This window comes from Acidovorax benzenivorans (assembly GCF_028680575.1).
GTDB classification, from domain to species: Bacteria; Pseudomonadota; Gammaproteobacteria; order Burkholderiales; family Burkholderiaceae_C; genus Acidovorax; species Acidovorax benzenivorans.
This window is the reverse complement of record NZ_JAPCKI010000006.1, coordinates 269,043-287,969: the sequence shown is the minus strand read 5'-3', so window position 1 is coordinate 287,969 and position 18,927 is coordinate 269,043. Positions and strand designations below refer to the sequence as shown.

The window sequence follows — 18,927 nt, the reverse complement described above, 5'->3', positions numbered from 1 at the left end:
CCGTTTTCTGTTCCCTGCAACTGGAGCCCCGCTTGAACAATCAGTGGTTTTCAAAAATTGCCGTATGGCTGGTCATTGCCATGGTGCTGTTCACGGTGTTCAAGCAGTTTGACACGCGTAGCGGCGCCAGTGCAGGTCATGTCGGGTATTCCGAGTTTCTGGATGAAGTCCGCAACAACCGCATCAAAAGCGCCACCATTCCAGAAGGGCTGAGCGGCGGCGAGATTGTGGCGGTCACTACCGACGACCGCAAGATCCGCACGAACGCTTCGGTGCTCGACCGTGGTTTGGTGGGTGACCTGCTGAACCACAACGTCAAGTTCGACGTGAAGCCCCGCGAAGAAGGTTCCTTGCTCATGACCCTTCTGGTCAGCTGGGGCCCCATGCTGCTGCTGATCGGCGTGTGGGTGTACTTCATGCGCCAGATGCAGGGGGGCGGCAAAGGCGGTGCCTTCAGCTTCGGCAAGAGCAAGGCGCGCATGCTCGACGAAAACAACAACCAGGTCACGTTCGCTGACGTCGCCGGGTGCGACGAGGCCAAGGAAGAAGTCAAGGAAGTTGTGGACTTCCTGAAAGACCCGCAAAAGTTCCAGAAGCTCGGTGGCCGTATTCCGCGTGGCTTGTTGCTGGTGGGCCCTCCCGGCACTGGCAAGACGCTGCTCGCCAAGTCCATCGCAGGCGAAGCCAAGGTGCCGTTCTTCAGCATCTCGGGCTCCGACTTTGTGGAAATGTTCGTCGGCGTGGGCGCAGCCCGTGTGCGCGACATGTTCGACAACGCTAAAAAGAACGCCCCGTGCATCATCTTCATCGATGAAATTGACGCAGTGGGCCGCCAGCGCGGTGCTGGTTTGGGTGGCGGTAATGACGAGCGCGAACAGACCCTGAACCAGATGCTGGTCGAGATGGATGGCTTTGAAACCAACCTGGGCGTGATCGTGGTGGCTGCCACCAACCGCCCCGACATCCTGGACGCGGCCCTGCTGCGCCCCGGCCGTTTCGACCGCCAGGTGTATGTGACGCTGCCCGACATCCGTGGCCGCGAGCAGATCCTGAACGTGCACATGCGCAAGATCCCGATCGGCCAAGATGTGGCCCCCGGCATCATCGCCCGTGGCACCCCCGGCATGAGTGGAGCCGACCTGGCCAACCTGTGCAACGAAGCCGCTCTGATGGCTGCGCGTCGCAATGCGCGCACCGTGGAGATGCAGGACTTCGAGAAGGCCAAGGACAAGATCCTGATGGGCCCGGAGCGCAAGAGCATGGTCATGCCCGAGGAAGAGCGTCGCAACACGGCCTACCACGAGTCTGGTCACGCCCTGATCGGCAAGCTGCTGCCCAAGTGCGACCCCGTGCACAAGGTCACCATCATCCCCCGTGGCCGTGCCCTGGGCGTGACGATGAGCCTGCCCGCGCAGGACCGCTACAGCTACGATCGCGAATACATGCTCAACCAGATCAGCATGCTGTTCGGTGGCCGTATCGCCGAAGAAGTGTTCATGAACCAGATGACCACCGGTGCCAGCAATGACTTTGAACGGGCTACGCACATCGCCCGTGATATGGTCACTCGCTACGGTATGACCGATGCCCTGGGGCCTATGGTCTATGCCGAGAACGAAGGCGAAGTGTTCCTGGGCCGTTCGGTCACCAAGACCACCACCATGAGTGAGCAGACCATGGAGAAGGTGGACATGGAAGTGCGCCGCATCATTGATGAGCAGTACAACCTGGCACGCCGCCTGATTGAAGAGAACAGCGACAAGATGCACGCCATGGCCAAGGCCTTGCTCGAATGGGAAACCATTGATACCGAGCAATTGGACGACATCATGGCTGGTAAGGAACCCCGCCCTCCCAAGGACTGGACGCCACGCACGCCTCCCTCGTCGGGCGGAGACAACTCCAGCGGTGGCACTCCGGCCGTAGCCACGGACACCGCGCCGACGGCAGCCTGACCGGGCTTGCGGTCCAGCCGTTCGAACGGGGCCTTGTGCCCCGTTTTTCATGGGGACCATCATTTTTCTTTTTGCGGAATGCTCTGCCGAGCCGCTATTTCGCCAATCTGCATGGGTGTGATCGACACATGATCTGGCAAACCTCTCGCTTCGCAATTGACTTGGTCCGTCCCCAGGTTATGGGCATCGTCAACGTCACGCCCGATTCGTTCTCAGATGGGGGGCGCCATGGCTCCACGGCTGCTGCGCTGCGGCATTGCGAGCAACTGCTGAAAGAGGGCGCCGACATCCTGGATATCGGCGGCGAGTCCACACGGCCGGGCAGCCCTGCTGTGCCACTGGATGAGGAACTGTCTCGTGTGGTGCCGCTGGTGCGTGAGGCGGTGGCGCTGGGCGTTCCGATTTCGGTGGACACCTACAAGCCGGAGGTCATGCGCGCTGTGCTGGACCTGGGCGCTGACATCGTCAACGACATCTGGGCCCTGCGGCAGCCGGGAGCCGCGGCGGCGGTGGCTGCACACCCGCGGTGTGGCGTGTGCCTGATGCACATGCACCGCGACCCGCAGACCATGCAGCAGGCGCCCATGGAAGGGGATGTGGTGCCCCAGGTGCTATCATTTTTGGAGCTGCAGGCGCATAATCTACTTGCGCTAGAGGTCGAAAAGACTCGTATCTTGCTGGATGCCGGCATTGGTTTTGGCAAAACAGTGGAACAGAACTTTGCCTTGCTGGCACGGCAGTCCGAGCTGTTGGCCGCTGGCTATCCGCTGCTGGCAGGATGGTCGCGCAAGTCATCGCTGGGCACGGTTACCGGGCTGGAGGTAGACGAGCGCATGGTGCCCAGCGTGGCCGCAGCCTTGCTGGCGGTGGAGCGGGGGGCATCGGTGGTGCGTGTGCACGATGTGCGCGAGACGGTGGCAGCGCTGGCTGTGTGGTCCGCGATGCGGCGCTCGGGCTGAGGGAGTCAGCGCCCAGGATGGCTGGGCAGGTTCGGCGCCACGCCACTGCCATTGATAACAACATACTGAGATTCCTAAGAGGAGACCCTACAACATGACACGCCAATACTTTGGAACCGATGGCATCCGTGGCACCGTGGGGCAGCCGCCCATCACGCCGGATTTTGTGCTGCGCCTTGCCCATGCCGTGGGCCGTGTGTTGCGCCGCACGGAAGAGCGCCCCACGGTGCTGATCGGCAAGGACACGCGCATTTCGGGCTACATGCTCGAAAGCGCGCTGGAGTCTGGCTTCAACTCGGCAGGGGTGGATGTCGTGCTGCTGGGGCCGTTGCCCACGCCCGGCGTGGCTTACCTGACCCGTGCTCAGCGCGCCAGTCTGGGTGTGGTCATCAGTGCCAGCCACAACGCCTACCCTGACAACGGCATCAAGTTCTTCAGCGCGCAGGGCACCAAGTTGTCGGACGCTTGGGAACTGGCTGTGGAAACGGCCCTGGCCGAACCTCCGGTGTGGGCCGACTCTGCCAGTCTGGGCAAAGCGCGGAGGTTGGACGATGCAGCAGGCCGGTACATTGAATTTTGCAAGAGCACCTTTCCCCAGGACCTGACGCTCAAAGGACTGAAGATTGTGGTGGACGCCGCCCATGGTGCGGCGTACCAGGTGGCGCCCAAGGTGTTCCATGAGTTGGGGGCAGAAGTGCTGTCGATAGGCTGCGCACCCGACGGCCTCAACATCAATCACGAAGTGGGAGCCACGCACCCAGACGCCTTGGTCCGCGCTGTGCGCGCCAACCATGCCGACTATGGCATTGCGCTGGATGGCGACGCAGACCGGTTGCAGATCGTGGACGCCACAGGGCGCTTGTACAACGGTGACGAGTTGCTGTACCTGATGGCTGCCGACCGCATGGGCCGTGATGAGCACGTGCCTGGCGTGGTGGGCACGCTGATGACCAACATGGCTGTGGAAGTGGCACTGCAGGCCAAGGGCGTGAAGTTTGTGCGTGCCAAGGTCGGAGACCGGTACGTGCTGGAAGAACTGGCGCGCCACCATTGGGTGCTTGGAGGAGAAGGCTCAGGGCATTTGCTCGCACTGGACCGCCACACCACCGGCGATGGCTTGGTGAGCGCCCTACAGGTGCTCCAGGCCTGTGTGCGCAGTGGGCGCACGCTGGCGCAACTGCTGGCTGACGTCACGCTGTATCCCCAGGTGTTGCTCAATGTGCGCTTGGCGCCTGGCCAAGATTGGAAGGCGAATCGTTTGCTGGCTGACACCACGCAGGCCGTCGAGCAGCAGCTGGGTTCCTTGGGCCGGGTGCTGATCCGTGCCAGTGGCACCGAGCCTTTGCTGCGCGTGATGGTCGAGGCGCAGGACGCGCAGTTGGCCAGCTCTTGCGCGCAGCGCCTGGCTGACGCCGCTCGCGCGGGTTGAGTTCCTGGGGCCCGGGGGCGCAGCGATCTCTGCCGCGCCACGAGTGGCCCCGGGGCCGCGCTCAGTGCGCTGTTGTGTGTCGCCGCATGAAGCGTTCCAGCTGCTCCGCGGGCAGCGGTGTGCTGAAGTGGTAGCCCTGTGCTTCGTCGCAACCTTGTTCGTGCAGAAAAGCCAGCTGGCTCGCTGTTTCCACCCCTTCGGCCGTAGTGCGCATACCCAGCGCCTGCGCCATGCGGATGATGGCGCTGACGATGGCGCGGTCGTTGCTGTCATTGCCCAGGTCGCGCACAAACGACTGGTCGATCTTGAGCTTGAAGATCTGGAACCGCTTGAGTTGGCTCAGTGACGAGTACCCCGTTCCGAAGTCATCCATCGACATCCGCACCCCACGCGCATGCAGCTGGTCCATGGTGGCCACTGCCGCGTGGGGGTCGTCCACGGCTACACCTTCCGTCAGCTCCAGTTCCAGCGAATCCGGGGGCAGGTCAAACTCCGCGAGCACCCGGCTCACCAGCTCTGGCAATTGAGGCTGACGAAACTGGATGGCCGAGAGGTTGACTGCCATCGTGAGCTCAGGAAATCCGCAACTGCGCCATGCCTTGAGCTGAGCCAGCGCCGTGCGCAGCACCCACTCGCCGATCTGCAGAATCTGTCCGCTGTCTTCAGCGATGGGGATGAACTCGGCCGGGGAAATTGCCCCCAGCTGGGGGTGTTGCCAGCGCAGCAGAGCTTCTACACTGCGCACGGTGCCCGTGGCGAGGGTCATCTGTGGCTGGTAGTGCAGGTGGAACTGCTCGCGCTCCAGGGCGCGGCGCAAAGCATTTTCGAGCTGCAAGGCGCGCACCGACTGGGCCTGCATCTCGGGGGTGAAAAAGCGGAAGGTGTTGCGTCCATCCAGTTTGGCGCGGTACATGGCCACATCCGCAGACTGAGTCAGCGTATCGAAGTCGTGACCATCCTGCGGAAAAAGCGCAATACCCATCGACGGAGCCATGGTCAGTTCGTGGTGATCGATCTGGTAGGGCTGGCGCGAGGCCTCTTGCAGCTTGCCCGCTACCCGGGCAGCGCCGTGCGCGTTGGCGCCGGGCAGCAGCAGGATGAACTCGTCACCCCCCAGGCGCGAGACGGTGTCTTTGTCGCGCACCACAGCCCGCAGGCGCTTGGCAATCTCGACCAGCAGCACGTCGCCCACCCGGTGACCCAGGGAGTCGTTCACATGCTTGAAGTGGTCCAGGTCCAGAAAGATCACGGCCAGCGGCGTCTGGTTCTCCTGGGCCAAGCGGATGGCCTGCTGCGCGCGTTCTGCCAGCAGCGCCCGGTTAGGCAGACCAGTCAACGCATCGTAGTGGGCCAGCCAGTAGATCCGCTCCTGGTCGGCCTTGCGGTCATTGATTTCACGGTGCAGGTTTTTCACCGTCTCGCGCAGCTCATGCGTGCGGTCTTGTACCTGCCGCTCCAGCTCCTCATGGGCCTGGGCCAGCACCGCCTGCGCGCGCTTGCGGTCGGTGATGTCCATGGTGATCCAGATAGTGCCCTGGGCGGGGTCGGCCGGATCGATGCATTTGCTGCGGACTTCGCAGATCACGGGGGTTCCGTCTTTGCGGCACAGCTCCACCTCGCCCTCGTACGACTGTCCTACCACCAGCGCGGGGTAGCAGCGGTAGCCCACTTCTTCCCAGGCGGCATCGCTGGCGTACCAGCGGCGCGATGAACTGCCCATGAGTTCACCCGGCTCAAAGCCCAGCATCTGCTCAAAGTGATTGTTGCAACGGGTCATGTGCCGGTCTCGCAGAAACACGATGCCAACCATGGCACTGTCAAACAGCAACTGCTTCTCGCGCACAGCGGCATTTAGCGCAGCCTGGGCGCGCTTTTGCTCGTCGATGTCGTCCACGATCCAGATGGAGCCTTCACTGGTGTCGAGCGGATTGATGAGCCGCCCCGTGAGGCTGCCCCAGAACAGCGTGCCATCACAACGGCGCAACTGGCGCTCGACGCGGAATGACTGCCCCTGCGCCAACACGGGATAGGCGGTACGCCCCAGATCCCGAAAGGCATCGCGGTCTGGGTAGAAGGCTTCGGTGTTGAGTCCCACCAAGCGGGCAGGGCTGCCATAGCCAAAAATTTCGGCGTACCGCTGGTTGCAGCGCACTACGCTACGCTGGCGCAGGAACACGATACCTACTCCCGCACTGTCCAGGAGGGTTTGTTGTTCACGCAGGGTGCGTTGCAGGGGGGTGTCGGGGGGCACTCCGGCGCGCTGCAAGGGCGGAGTGCTGAACAGCGAATACATAAGACCAATACAGGCGGCAGGGCCAGGCGGCCTCAAAAAATTGTGCCAAAGTGTAGCAGCGGCAGCTTACAAGCCGTTTGAGGGTATGCATCAGGTGTGGCGCAGCATGTTCTGCCGTACGACAGCTGCCGGTCCGTATCTTCGGCGCGCCCGCGCGAGATGAGCCTGATGCGTTCCACTGGAGTTGTCAGCGGCCCTGGTGCTCCCGCAGGTAGGCTTCAAATGCATCGGCCGCCAGAGGGCGGCTGAACAAATAACCCTGGCCTTCGTCGCAGCCCTGTGCGCGCAGAAACTCCAACTGTCCGTCGGTCTCCACCCCTTCTGCCGTGGTTTGCATGCCCAGTGCCTGTGCCATGCGGATGATGGCGCTGACGATGGCCCGGTCGTTGGCATCGTCGTCAAGGTCCCGCACAAAGGACTGATCGATCTTGAGCTTGTAGATCTGAAAGCGCTTGAGATAGCTCAATGACGAATATCCGGTACCAAAGTCGTCCATCGACAGCCGCACTCCCCGGTCATGCAATTGGTCCATCATGGCCAGTGCGGCAGCGGGGTCGTCCACTGCTGCACCCTCGGTCAGTTCCAGCTCCAATCGGCGCGCGGGCAGCCCGGCCTGGCGCAGGCAGCGGGTCACCATCTCGGGCAACTGCGGGTGGCGGAACTGCACGGCCGACAAGTTGACCGAAACAGCCCGCAGCGGCAGTTGCAGGTCCAGCCAGCGCTTGGCGTCGTGCACGGCAGTGTTCAACACCCACTCACCAATCGCCACGATCATGCCGCTGCTCTCGGCCACTGGGATGAATTCCGCTGGGGACACTATGCCCAGCTCAGGGTGGTGCCAACGCAACAGCGCTTCAGCACCGACCACCTGGCGCGTGGCAAGCGAGACCTGGGGCTGATAGTGCAGCTCGAACTGGTTGCGCTCCAGTGCCCGGCGCAGCGCATTTTCGATCTGCAAGGCCCGGGCAGTGCGTGCCTCCAGGTCGGCAGTGAAAAAGCCAAAGCGGTTGCGCCCGCTTTGCTTGGCGCGGTACATAGCGGCATCGGCACGCTGGTACAGGGTGTCGAAAGAGCCGCCGTCCGCCGGATACATGGCAATGCCCACAGACAGGGTGGTCGTGAGCTCGTAGGGCTCGACCTGAAACGGTTGCGCCACGGCGACCAGCAGCCGGTTGGCCACATCGGCCGCCTGGACCGCCGAGACAGCGGGCAGCAACAGCAAAAACTCATCGCCTCCCAGACGCGACACAGTGCCCTGCGTGTCCAGCAGGGACTCCAGCCGGCGGGCCACGGCCACCAGCAGGATGTCGCCAATGCGGTGTCCCAGCGAGTCGTTCACGTTCTTGAAATGGTCCAGATCCAGGAACAGCAGGGCCAGCGTTCCGTCCCGCGCTTGCTCTTGTTCAATGTGGCGTTGGGCGCGTTCAGCCAGGAGCGCGCGGTTGGGCAGGTCAGTGAGGGGGTCGAAATGCGCGAGGCGCTGGATGCGGTCCTGCGCCTCGCGCTGCAGCGTGATGTCGCGGAACAGGGTAATGGAATGGGTAGTGCTGCCGTTGCCGTCGCGCACACTGCTCACGGACAGCCACTGGGGATAGGTCGATCCGTCCTTGCGGCGGCCCCAGGCCTCGCCCTCCCAGTGCCCTTCCTGGGTGAGGTGGGTGTACACCGCGTCGGCGTTGAAGTCGTGGGTGGACTCGGCCACCGTGAGCAGTCGCATCGACTGTCCTACGGCCTCTGCTTCGGAGTAACCGGTGATGCGGCTGAATGCCCGGTTGATGCGCACGATGGTATGGGTCGCATCGGCGATCACGATGGCCTCTTCGCTTTGGTCAAACACCTGGGCCGTCAACTGCAGTTGTTCTTGTGATCGCTTTCGTTCGGAGATGTCGCGGGACAGCAGGATGAAGCGAGGCTTGGCCTCCGCTGAGCCTGCTTTGCGGGCGGCGGACAGTTCGAACCAGGTGGGCCCCAGGCTGGGCAGGTCCAGCATGATCTGCCGTCCGGTGGACCAGCCCTGAGATTGCGCTTCGTTGAGCGCATCCATCACAGTCAGTGCGGCCACGGCGGGCAACACGTCTGTGACATTGCGGCCAATCAACTGATCGGCAGGGCCCATGAGCAACTCAGCGCGCGGGCTGTGTACGCTGCAATAGCGGCCATCCTGGTCGATTTCAAACAATGGATCGGGAATGGCGTCGATGGTGGCACGCAGCTGCTGCTGCGTGGCTTGAATCTCGGAGGTGCGCTGGGCCACCTGTGTCGCCAGGCCGCGCTCGTGTGCCTTCAATTCGACCAGCAAGCGCGCGAGGTAGCCCATCAGCAATGCGAACAGCAAACCCACTGCGCAGCGCAAGGCCAGCACGTCTGGCGCACCCCACCCCTTGGCAGGGGCCAGGCTGAGCGTCCACTGGCCATTGGGCAGCGTCAGCGAGCGGCCTACGGCGTCGCTTGTGGGCGGAGGCGCAGATGCGGCAATCGTTTGCTCCTGGTTGTTGTCAGGACGAACACGCCACAGGCGATAGTGGAAACCTCGCTCCGCGAGTTGGGGTAGCCGGGCTGCAGCCAGCACTTCGGGCAGGCGGATGGTGACGTAGGTGAACCCCCAGAAGCTGCGGTGCCCCAGGTCATTGTCCAGGTACACCGGTTGGCGCCCTACGACCCCTAGGCCGCCTTGCACCAACTCCATCGGTCCCGCCAGCGTCAGCAGGCCGGATTCACGTGCGCGCGCGGACTCAGCGCCTTGGCGAGGGTCGTTGAGCTGGTCAAAACCAATGGAGTTTTCGTTGCCCTTGCGCGGTACGACCTGCTGTACAACCCCCCTCGGGGATAGCCCCATGGCTGCGATGCCCGGATAGAACGGCAGCATCTGCATGCCGATTTCCTCGAACTGGGGTACGTTGCCGTGGCCCTGGCGCACCAGGGCCACCAGAGTGTTGTTGGCCGACAGCGCCAACTCAATGGCGCGTTGCAGCGCCTGGACATGATCGCCCGCTATATCTGCCGCCTGGGTGTGCTGCTGAGTACGTTCCTGGCGTTCCAGCGTCCAGACCACAATCCCCGCGCAGGCCGCTGCCAGTGTAAACACCGCCACAAAGGCGGCGATGGGGCTGCGTGTAGGGAGCAGGGCGGGTGAAGACACGGCGGAGTTCCTGAACCAATTATGCAGGCCATTGAGGGGGCTGTGCCAAGGGGCAGGGCGCTGTGTCATCGCGTTGACATGCCGAAGACATGGACATGTCATGCGCGGCTTTCACACTCCCGGCCAGGAAAGCGGATTCCCGCTCCGTTTGGAAATTCCAGCTGTGCCCGTTCTTACCGAAGGAGACGTTGTCCATGAACGACTTGCCCACTTTGATGCAGTTGTCCACATCGCCTGAGGCGGCTGGCACCGGTATTGTTCAGCGTCCTGGCGTTGTGCCGGGCGCTGCGCATGCCGCTCCGGTGCGCGGCGCGATCGAGGTGGCTTGGGCCAGGCATCTGGACGAAATTCGCGAGGCACAGCGCTTGCGGTTTGAGGTGTTCGCGGCAGAAATGGGCGCTCGATTGACGACCCCCATCCCCGGCCACGATGTAGACCTGTTTGACGACTATTGTGAGCACCTTTTGGTGCGCGATGCCCAGAGCCAGCAAGTCATTGGGACTTACCGGGTGTTGACGCCCGCGCAGGCCATTCGGGTGGGCGGAACCTACAGCGATACCGAATTCGACCTGACGCGCTTGCGCACGCTGCGCCCCCGCATGGTGGAGCTGGGCCGTAGTTGCGTGCACCCCGACCATCGCCACGGCGGCGTGATCATGGCGCTGTGGAGTGCGTTGGCAGACTTCATGGTGCGCAACGAACTTGACACGATGATTGGTTGCGCCAGCATCCCCATGCTCCACAACGGTGTGGTCAGCGGCGACGCGGCCGCCAGCATCTGGCAGCAAGTACGAAAGACCCATCTGGCACCCATCGAGTACCACGTGCTGCCACGCCTGCCGCTGCCCGTGGAGCATCTGGATGGTTCTATCGCTGTGGACCCACCAGCCCTGATCAAGGGCTATCTGCGCCTGGGCGCGCGCGTGCTGGGAGCGCCCGCCTGGGATCCTGACTTCAACACTGCTGATCTGCCCATGCTGATGCGGTTGGCTGACCTGCACCCCCGATACCGCAAGCACTTTCTGGGGGCTTGACCAATGCGCGCCGCGTTCGACGCCCTGGGGCCCTGGTTGAACGAGTCCCTGGTGCCACAGGATGCAGAGCCCGACGCGCCTGCTTCGCTCGCCGGTCAGCGACGGTTTCGCGCGGTGTTCATTTCGGATCTGCACCTGGGCACACCGGGTTGCCAAGCCATGGCGCTACTGGACTTTTTAAAGCACCATCCCAGCGACCATCTGTACCTGGTGGGCGACATCGTGGATGGGTGGCAGTTGCGCCGCCGGTGGTTCTGGCCCCAGGCCCACAACGACGTGGTGCAAAAGCTTTTGCGCCGCGCGCGCAAGGGATGCCGCGTGGTGTTTGTGCCTGGTAACCACGACGAGTTTGCCCGAGCGTTTGTGGGGCATTCTTTTGGGGGGATTGAGGTGGTGGCCGATGCGGTGCACATCACCGCCGACGGGCGTAGCCTGTGGGTCACGCACGGAGACCACTTTGATGGCGTGATCCAGTGCGCCAAATGGCTCGCTTACGTGGGCGACAACCTGTATGAATTCACGCTCAAGCTCAATCGGCATCTGAACACCTTCCGGGCGCGTATGGGTTTGCCGTATTGGTCGTTGTCTGCCTACCTGAAAGGTAAGGTGAAAAAGGCCCTCAACTATGTCACCGACTTTGAGGTGGCGGTGGCCGCAGAGGCCCGCCGCCGTGGGCATGATGGGGTAGTTTGTGGGCATATCCACCGCGCCGAGATGCGCGAGATTGGCGGCACCTTGTATTGCAACGATGGCGACTGGGTGGAGAGCCACACGGCACTCGTCGAGCATCTCGATGGTCGGCTGGAGCTGTTGCAATGGCCAGGCATGCCCGCAGCCGCCGCACCCAGCCAGACGACACAGGTGTCCGCATGAAGATTGCCTTGCTGACCGATGCGTGGCTGCCTCAGGTCAACGGCGTGGTCACCACGTTGGTGGAGCTGGTGCGAGAGCTGGAGGATGCCGGGCATGATGTTCAGGTACTGCACCCCGGCCAGTTCCCCACCCGTCCTTGTCCTGGCTATGCAGGCATTGATCTGGCGGTCCGGCCCTACAAGTTGCTGGCCAAGAGGCTGGACGCCATACAGCCTGATGCCATCCATCTGGCCACTGAAGGGTCGCTGGGGTGGGCCGGGCGTCGCTATTGCCTTCGGCATGGATTGGCCTTCACGACCGCCTTTCACACGCGGTTTCCCGAGATTCTGCAGGCCGCTCTGCGTGTACCGCTGGGTTGGGGCTATGCGCTTTTCCGGCATTTTCACCGCCCCTCGTCAGGGGTGATGGTGCCCACGCAGGGTGTCTTGCAGATGTTGGAGCGGCGCGGCTTTCGCCAACTGCGTTTGTGGACGCACGGTGTGGACACCCAGGCGTTTCGTTTTCACGGCGAGGTTTGCCAGAGTCCACTTACCGGGGTGTTGGCCCATCCGGTGGCGCTGTACGTGGGGCGCATTTCGTACGAGAAGAACATCGAGGCCTTTCTGCAGCTGGACATGCCGGGCACCAAGGTGGTGTGCGGTGTGGGCCCGCTGGAGGCTCGGCTCAAAGCCAAGTACCCGCAGGTGCGCTGGCTTGGCATTCTGGACCGGGAGGCACTGGCGCTGGTCTACGCCTCGGCCGATGTTTTTGTGTTTCCGAGCCGCTCGGAAACCTTTGGGCTGGTGATGTTGGAGGCGATGGCTTGCGGAACACCGGTAGCCGCCTTTCCTGAAGACGGCCCCCGCGAGGTGCTGGGAACCGGGGGCGACAAGGCGCCCCTGGGGGGCGTTTTGGATGAAAGCCTGCTGGCTGCCACGCAGCAGGCTTTGGCCACTCCACGAGCCGAGGCGCGCAGCCGAGCGCTGGAGTTCACCTGGGCCCAGGCAGCCAGGCTGTTTCAGCAGTACCTGGTACCGGCCCGATCCAGCGCGCAAGGTGTTTTTGTGTCTGTCACAAAGTCTGTCACGCAGCTGTCATCTGGGCGTTAAATACTGCAGGGATCCTGCAATTGCCGCACCCGCGTATCCATGCCGCCTCTGTCTTCTGTTGATTCTGTCTCTCTGCCGCGCGAGCACCCTGATGCTGCGGGAGATTCTCGGCGCACTTTGTCACATGACAGTAGTTTTGTACCGGGAGTGGTTGCCACGGATGTTGCGCCCCACATGTTTTTGGACCGTGACCACAGCATCCTGGCCTTCAATGAACGCGTGTTTGATTGGGCTGTCCGTACGGATGTTCCGCTGCTGGAGCGGCTGCGCTATCTGTGCATCGTGTCGTCCAACCTCGACGAGTTTTTTGAAGTGCGTGCGGCAGCTCACATCACTGCGGCAAAGAAAGGCGAAACCAAGGGCAGCTACACCACTGCGTCGTTTGAGGCGCTGTCTGCCCAGGTCCACAACCTGGTGGCGCGGCAATACGCGCTGTACAACGATGCGCTGGTCCCCGCGTTTGCTCAGCATGGCATCCGCATCGTGGCGCACGGCGACCGGTCCGCAGAGCAGAGGCGCTGGGTGCACGAGCATTTTGTGCGCGAGGTCCGCCCCTTGTTGATTCCGGTAGGGCTGGATCCGGCCCATCCGTTTCCTCAGGTGGCCAACAAGTCGTTGAACTTCATCGTGCGCCTGAAGGGGCGAGATGCCTTTGGCCGCGAGAATGAAATCGCGATCGTGAAGGTGCCGCGTGCCTTGCCCCGTTTGATCCGCATGCCGAAGAAGGTCGCGCCTGATGGGGCATTGTTCGTCAGCCTGTCGAGCATCGTGCGGGCGCACCTTGAAGACCTCTTTCCTGGCCGCGAGGTGACGGAGTTTTCGCAGTTTCGTGTCACGCGCCACTCGGACCTGGCGCTGGACGAAGAGGATGTGCGCAATCTGCGTACCGCCTTGCGGCAGGGCCTACAGCACCGCCATTACGGACAGGCCGTGCGGCTGGAAGTCTCTGCAGGTTGCTCCCGCTTCCTGTCCGACTTCTTGTTGGAGCAATTTGATCTGCCCAGCGCCGCCTTGTACCGTGTGCATGGCCCCGTGAACCTGGTGCGCCTGACCCAGTTGGTGGACTTGGTGAACGATCCTAAGTTGCTGTTTCTGCCGTGGAGCTCCGCGTGGCCGCGGCAACTCCAGCCAGGGGTGTCCATCATGGATCAACTGCGCCAGCGCGATGTGTTGATCCACCAGCCTTTCGAGAGCTTTGACGGGCTTCTCGCCTTCCTGCGCGAGGCCGTGAACGACCCACAGGTCTTGGTCATCAAACAGACCATCTACCGCACAGGCTCCGACTCCGAACTCATGGACCTGCTCAGCGAGGCAGTACGTCGAGGCAAGGAGGTGATGGCGGTGGTGGAGCTGAAGGCGCGCTTTGACGAAGAGGCCAACATCAACTGGGCCGAGGCGCTGGAGTCGATTGGTGCGCAGGTGGTCTATGGCGTGGTGGGCCTCAAGACGCACGCCAAGATGCTGCTTGTTACTCGCCGCGAAGGGCGGCAGTTGCGCCGTTACGGGCATCTGTCCACCGGTAACTACAACGTGCGCACGGCCAAGCTGTACACCGACCTGAGTTACCTCACCGCCGATGAAGAAACCACCGCCGACATGGATGGTGTGTTCAACCACCTTGCCAGCCAGAACCGGCCGCCCAAGCTGCGAAAGCTCATGCTTGCACCTTTTCACTTGCACCGCCGCATGATCGAAAAAATCGAGCGCGTGGGGCTGGCTGCAAGCCGTGGAGAGGATGCACGGATTGTGGCCAAGATGAATGCATTGACTGACGAGGCACTGATGCGAGCGTTGATCCTTGCTGGGCAGCGTGGTGCGCGCATTGATTTGATTGTGCGCGGGGCCTGCATGCTGGCTGCGCAGGTACCGGGAGTGACTGACAACATCCGGGTGCGCTCGGTGATTGGCCGGTTCTTGGAGCACACGCGTGTTTTCTATTTTCGAGCGGGCGGCGAAGAAGACCTCTACCTGTCGAGTGCCGACTGGATGAACCGCAACATGATGCGCCGCGTGGAGCTGGCGTGGCCAGTCACCGACGCCACGCTGCGCCAGCAGATCATCGACGAATGTTTGGTGGCCTACCTGTGTGATGACCGGGACGCATGGACGTTGAATGCAGGCGGCACCTATGACCGCGCTGCGCACCCAGTGGACGGTCGCGGTGCCCAGAATGCCTTGATGGTGCGGTACGGGCCACGGGCTGCCCTTGGTCGCGAGGCGCCAGGGGTCGCATGATGGACTTGATCCTCTGGCGTCATGCCGAAGCGGAGGAGGCCGAAGACGGCAGCGACGATCTTGCGCGCCCGCTCACGAGCCGGGGTGAGAAGCAGGCGGCACGCATGGCTGCCTGGCTGGATCGTCAACTGCCGGAAGGCCTGAGGGTGGTGGCAAGTCCCGCGCGGCGAACTGAGCAAACGGCCCATGCCTTGGGCCGCAAGTTCAAAATGCGCGCTGAGTTGTTGCCAGGCGGAACGCCACAGGATTTGCTGGAGCTTGTGCAATGGCCCCGCGCCAAAGGCGCGGTGCTGGTGGTGGGGCATCAGCCCATGCTGGGCCAGACCGTTGCGCAGTTGCTGCAACTCCAGGCCCCGGAGTGCCCCGTGCGCAAAGGCTCCGTGTGGTGGCTGCGCCAGCGCCAGCGTTGGGACCATAGCCAGACCGTGCTGATGGCGGTGCAGTCACCAGAGTTTCTCTGATTCATCCACCAATATCTGCGAACCTGTGAACCTCTCGCTCAAGGCATGCGGTGCCTTGGGGCCTGATTTACTTGTGTCCTGTTTTGCCGCTGGCCTTGGCCGCTGTCTTGGCGGCGGCCGTTGGCAAGGTCTCTTCCACATCGGCCTTGGGGCGGCCGGTTTTGATAGACGGCACCGCTTGCAAGGCACTGCGCAATGCGCTGTCTGAAAGTCCCGCCAGCACCTTGAGCCCTGCACGCAGCAGCTCGCTTTTCTTGACGGGGTGGGCCAATGCCGTGGCACGGTCTTTCAAGGTGTCGAGCACCGCGTATTCGTCCTTGGGGATGGTGAAGCTGTCGCGCACCAGCTTGGGCTTTTTGGCTTTGGTCTCGCTGGCCTTGCCGGGCTTTGCTGTAGCTGCAGCCTTGACTGGCTTGGTCGCCGCAGCTGGCTTGGGGGTTTGGGTCTTTTTTGCCACGGCCTTTTTGGCGGGCTTGGTTGCCTTGGGGGCTTTGACGGCTGTTGCTGGCTTGGTCGGCTTGACTGTCTTTGTGGTCGGGGCTGCAGGCGCGGCGGGCACGACAACGGAACTGGGGGGGGTGTTTGCAGTGGTCATGATAGAGATTTAATAAACGGTATAAACAGTTTATATCGTTTATGTGATCTCCTCAAGGCATGTCAACAGCCAGTTCCCAGGGGGTTTTCTGCCAGGCTTGCACTTCTTCGAGCAGAAGGTGGGCGGACTGTGGGTACGCCAGGGCCCAGCCGGGCCGGGCGCTGGCTTGAAATCGCTGCCTGTCCAGACGCAGCGACAATCCCTTGGTATCGGGCTCTCGGCGCGCGTGGCACAGGGCCACAGCCAAGCGCAAGCACAAAAGCTGCAGCACAAAAATAGGGTCGTCCAGTTCCACGCCCAACTTACGCACCTTGCCCCGCTGTGCTTGTACCAGCACTCCCAGGCGATGCAGTTCGGGCACGGCAAAGCCAGCGGCATCGGTGTTGTCGAGAATGTAGGCACCGTGGCGGTGGTAGTCGCTGTGCGAAATGCGGCAACCAATCTCGTGCAGCCGGGCAGCCCAGTCCAGCTTTCGGTTGGCGCGTTCGCTCCCGGGTGGTGCGGCCTGGTCAAACAATGCGCAGGCGGTACGCGCCACGCGGTCTGCATGCTCCATGTCCACTCCAAACCGCTGCATCAGCCCCTGGACAGTTGTGGTGCGCAGGTCGGTTCCGGGTTGCTCCCGATCCAGAAGGTCATACAAGGCTCCCTGGCGCAGTGCCCCTTGTGCAACCTGCATCTCATGAATATCCAGCAGGTCAAACACGGCGCGCAGCACGCTGATGCCGCCGCCAATGACCGCACGGCGCTCTTCCTTGAGTCCGTCCATGCGCAGCCGGTCTGCACTTTGCGCGCGCAGCAAACGCTCCTGCAACCAGGTCAGCCCATCGCGGGTGATCAGACCTTGCGAGCCTCCAGCGGCAGACAGAATGTCGCCAACTGCGCCCGCCGTGCCAGATGATCCGTAGGCCACGTCCCACGCGTCGGGGCGAAAAGTCTCCAGCGCCTCGTCCAGCACGGCCTTGGCTGCGATCTCCGCCGCCATGAACGCCTGGGCTGAGAACTCGCCCTTGGCAAAGTAGCGTTGCGACCAAGCGACGCTGCCGACCCGGAAAGAGGCCACCGCATTGGGTGTGAATTGCTGGCCCAGGATCAATTCAGTGGACCGTCCTCCGATATCCACCACCAGGCGGCGCTCGTCCGATTGGGGCAGCAATCGGGCCACGCCCTGGTAAATCAACCGCGCCTCTTCGGGGCCAGACACCACATCAATGGGGTAGCCCAGCACCTCACTGCCGCGTGACAGGAACTCTTCCCGGTTGCGTGCCTCGCGCAGTGTCTGTGTCGCCACTGCGCGCACCTGGGCGCGAGGAAAACCCGCCAAGCGCTCGCCAAAGCGCGCCAGACAAGCCCAGCCGCGCTCCATGGCGTCGCGGGTCAGGTTGCGGTCTTCGTCCAGCCCGTTGCCCTGGCGCACGGTTTCCTTGAGGTATTCCACCCGCTGGACGTGTCCGAACTCATAGCGCCCGATTTCCAGGCGAAAACTGTTGGAGCCGAGGTCGACTGCGGCGAGGCGTGTGCCGTTCTGCATGTGTGTTTGGAGGGAGCTGCGTGCGGCATCGTACCGCGATGCGCGTGACCCAATCTGGGGGCGCGGTCTCTAAGGCTGTGCGCGCACAGGGTAGGGCGGTTGCGCCAGTGTGATGGGACCGTGTGACATATCAATGACATCTTTGATGCGGCGTCATGGTGTTTGTCGCAATCGCCTGGGATGAGATCTTTTGTGTCACTGAATTGTCATGATGGGCCTCTAGAGTTCGCAGTATTCCTGTTAACCCCAGCCGAAAGGTACCTCATGAAACGTGTATTTCTCAAAACCGTCGCAGTAGCACTGGCCTCTCTGGCTGTGGGCAATGCCTTTGCGGCGGACATCACCGGCGCTGGCGCTACGTTCCCCTTTCCGATGTATGCCAAGTGGGCTGAAGCCTACAAGAAGGAAACGGGTGTTGGTCTGAACTATCAGTCGATCGGTTCTTCGGGTGGTATCCGTCAGATTCGCGCCAAAACCGTAGCTTTCGGTGCTTCTGATGCGCCTGTGCCCGGTGCCGATCTGGATAAAGACGGCATGGTCCAGTTCCCCGCCATCATTGGCGGCACGGTGCCTGTGGTCAATCTGGAAGGTTTCAAGCCGGGCGAACTGCGTGTGACGGGCCCTGTGCTGGCTGAAATGTATCTGGGCAAGATCACCAAGTGGAACGATGCCAAGCTGGCGGCCCTCAACCCTGGCAAGACGCTGCCCGACCAGAACATCACTATCGTGCACCGTGCGGATGGCTCTGGCACCACCTACAACTGGACGGACTACCTGGCCGCTGTCAGCAAGGAATGGGCGGATTCCGTGGGCAAGGGAGCCGCTGTGAAGTGGCCAGCTTCCTCCTCGGTGGGTGGCAAGGGCAACGAGGGTGTGGCTGCCAACGTGACCCGCGTGAAGGGTGCTCTGGGCTATGTGGAGTACGCCTACGTCAAGAAGAACAACATGACGTTCTTGCAACTGCAGAACGCCGACGGCAAGTATGTGAGTCCTGATGACGCTACTTTTGCAGCAGCGGCTGCGGGCGCCGACTGGTTCAGCGTGCCCGGTATGGGGATTTCCATGGTCAATGCCAAGGGTGCCAACAGCTGGCCTGTGAGCACGGCATCTTTCATCTTGATGTACAAGGACCCGGCAGACAAGGCCCAGTCGGCCGAGGTGCTCAAGTTCTTTGACTGGGCTTTCAAGAACGGCAAGACCATGGCCTCGGAGCTGGACTACGTGCCGCTGCCTGACAGCCTGACCGCCGAGATCCGCTCCAAGGTCTGGTCGCAGATCAAGAAGTAAAGCGGTTTGCCCCAGAATAGTGCCCATTGGCCGGCTGGTCTGGCCGAT

The 18,927-nt window shown here is 62.4% G+C and carries 13 protein-coding genes; 9 read left to right on the top strand and 4 right to left on the bottom strand.

Annotated features, from left to right (window positions below; genetic code table 11):
* The first annotated feature begins 32 nt into the window (after window positions 1-32).
* The 3 genes from ftsH to glmM all read left to right on the top strand — a co-directional run bounded on the left by ftsH (window position 33) and on the right by glmM (window position 4,343).
* A complete protein-coding gene (gene ftsH / locus OIN59_RS13335; RefSeq protein ID WP_274111024.1) occupies window positions 33-1,955 on the top strand; it encodes an ATP-dependent zinc metalloprotease FtsH in 1,923 nt (640 codons plus the stop codon).
* 128 nt (window positions 1,956-2,083) lie between these two features.
* Window positions 2,084-2,914, top strand: coding sequence for a dihydropteroate synthase (folP, locus tag OIN59_RS13330; RefSeq protein ID WP_274111022.1), 831 nt, complete (start codon window positions 2,084-2,086; stop codon window positions 2,912-2,914).
* 94 nt (window positions 2,915-3,008) lie between these two features.
* Window positions 3,009-4,343, top strand: coding sequence for a phosphoglucosamine mutase (gene glmM / locus OIN59_RS13325; protein WP_274111020.1), 1,335 nt, complete (start codon window positions 3,009-3,011; stop codon window positions 4,341-4,343).
* Window positions 4,344-4,404: 61 nt separating this feature from the next.
* On the opposite strand, the gene OIN59_RS13320 is transcribed toward glmM, so the two are convergent.
* Complete coding sequence (locus OIN59_RS13320; RefSeq protein ID WP_274111017.1) at window positions 4,405-6,636, bottom strand: sensor domain-containing protein; 2,232 nt, start codon at window positions 6,634-6,636, stop codon at window positions 4,405-4,407.
* Window positions 6,637-6,823: 187 nt separating this feature from the next.
* Window positions 6,824-9,775: a bifunctional diguanylate cyclase/phosphodiesterase gene (locus OIN59_RS13315; protein ID WP_274111015.1), complete on the bottom strand. Its 2,952-nt coding sequence runs from the start codon at window positions 9,773-9,775 to the stop codon at window positions 6,824-6,826.
* 194 nt (window positions 9,776-9,969) lie between these two features.
* Between OIN59_RS13315 and OIN59_RS13310 the strand changes: the two genes are divergently transcribed.
* From OIN59_RS13310 to sixA, 5 genes are all read left to right on the top strand, one after another.
* A complete protein-coding gene (locus OIN59_RS13310) occupies window positions 9,970-10,809 on the top strand; it encodes a GNAT family N-acetyltransferase (RefSeq protein ID WP_274111013.1) in 840 nt (279 codons plus the stop codon).
* A gap of 3 nt (window positions 10,810-10,812) precedes the next feature.
* A complete protein-coding gene (locus OIN59_RS13305; protein WP_274111011.1) occupies window positions 10,813-11,682 on the top strand; it encodes a UDP-2,3-diacylglucosamine diphosphatase in 870 nt (289 codons plus the stop codon).
* Complete coding sequence (locus OIN59_RS13300; RefSeq protein ID WP_274111009.1) at window positions 11,679-12,770, top strand: glycosyltransferase family 4 protein; 1,092 nt, start codon at window positions 11,679-11,681, stop codon at window positions 12,768-12,770. The genes OIN59_RS13305 and OIN59_RS13300 overlap by 4 nt, the downstream gene beginning before the upstream one ends.
* 174 nt (window positions 12,771-12,944) lie before the next feature.
* On the top strand, window positions 12,945-15,005 hold the full coding sequence (gene ppk1 / locus OIN59_RS13295) for a polyphosphate kinase 1 (RefSeq protein WP_274111007.1): 2,061 nt from the start codon (window positions 12,945-12,947) through the stop codon (window positions 15,003-15,005).
* Window positions 15,002-15,466 (top strand): phosphohistidine phosphatase SixA, encoded by a 465-nt coding sequence (gene sixA / locus OIN59_RS13290; RefSeq protein WP_274111005.1) that lies wholly within the window; start codon window positions 15,002-15,004, stop codon window positions 15,464-15,466. The genes ppk1 and sixA overlap by 4 nt, the downstream gene beginning before the upstream one ends.
* Window positions 15,467-15,533: 67 nt before the next feature.
* Here the strand turns inward: sixA and OIN59_RS13285 are convergent, their stop codons facing one another.
* Together OIN59_RS13285 and OIN59_RS13280 are read right to left on the bottom strand one after the other, a co-directional pair.
* Window positions 15,534-16,061: a hypothetical protein gene (locus OIN59_RS13285; RefSeq protein ID WP_274111003.1), complete on the bottom strand. Its 528-nt coding sequence runs from the start codon at window positions 16,059-16,061 to the stop codon at window positions 15,534-15,536.
* Window positions 16,062-16,113: 52 nt separating this feature from the next.
* Window positions 16,114-17,592 (bottom strand): Ppx/GppA phosphatase family protein, encoded by a 1,479-nt coding sequence (locus OIN59_RS13280; RefSeq protein ID WP_274111001.1) that lies wholly within the window; start codon window positions 17,590-17,592, stop codon window positions 16,114-16,116.
* Window positions 17,593-17,856: 264 nt separating this feature from the next.
* On the opposite strand from OIN59_RS13280, the gene pstS reads away from it, so the two are divergent.
* Window positions 17,857-18,879, top strand: coding sequence for a phosphate ABC transporter substrate-binding protein PstS (pstS, locus tag OIN59_RS13275; protein ID WP_274110999.1), 1,023 nt, complete (start codon window positions 17,857-17,859; stop codon window positions 18,877-18,879).
* Window positions 18,880-18,927: the final 48 nt, after the last annotated feature.

Coding starts and splice junctions, on each gene's coding strand:
- OIN59_RS13305 (WP_274111011.1), top strand. CDS start 10,813: ATGCGCGCCGCGTTCGACGCCCTGGGGCCCTGGTTGAACGAGTCCCTG.
- OIN59_RS13300 (WP_274111009.1), top strand. CDS start 11,679: ATGAAGATTGCCTTGCTGACCGATGCGTGGCTGCCTCAGGTCAACGGC.
- folP (WP_274111022.1), top strand. CDS start 2,084: ATGATCTGGCAAACCTCTCGCTTCGCAATTGACTTGGTCCGTCCCCAG.
- pstS (WP_274110999.1), top strand. CDS start 17,857: ATGAAACGTGTATTTCTCAAAACCGTCGCAGTAGCACTGGCCTCTCTG.
- OIN59_RS13280 (WP_274111001.1), bottom strand. CDS start 17,592: ATGCAGAACGGCACACGCCTCGCCGCAGTCGACCTCGGCTCCAACAGT.
- OIN59_RS13310 (WP_274111013.1), top strand. CDS start 9,970: ATGAACGACTTGCCCACTTTGATGCAGTTGTCCACATCGCCTGAGGCG.
- OIN59_RS13285 (WP_274111003.1), bottom strand. CDS start 16,061: ATGACCACTGCAAACACCCCCCCCAGTTCCGTTGTCGTGCCCGCCGCG.
- sixA (WP_274111005.1), top strand. CDS start 15,002: ATGATGGACTTGATCCTCTGGCGTCATGCCGAAGCGGAGGAGGCCGAA.
- OIN59_RS13320 (WP_274111017.1), bottom strand. CDS start 6,636: ATGTATTCGCTGTTCAGCACTCCGCCCTTGCAGCGCGCCGGAGTGCCC.
- ppk1 (WP_274111007.1), top strand. CDS start 12,945: ATGTTTTTGGACCGTGACCACAGCATCCTGGCCTTCAATGAACGCGTG.
- glmM (WP_274111020.1), top strand. CDS start 3,009: ATGACACGCCAATACTTTGGAACCGATGGCATCCGTGGCACCGTGGGG.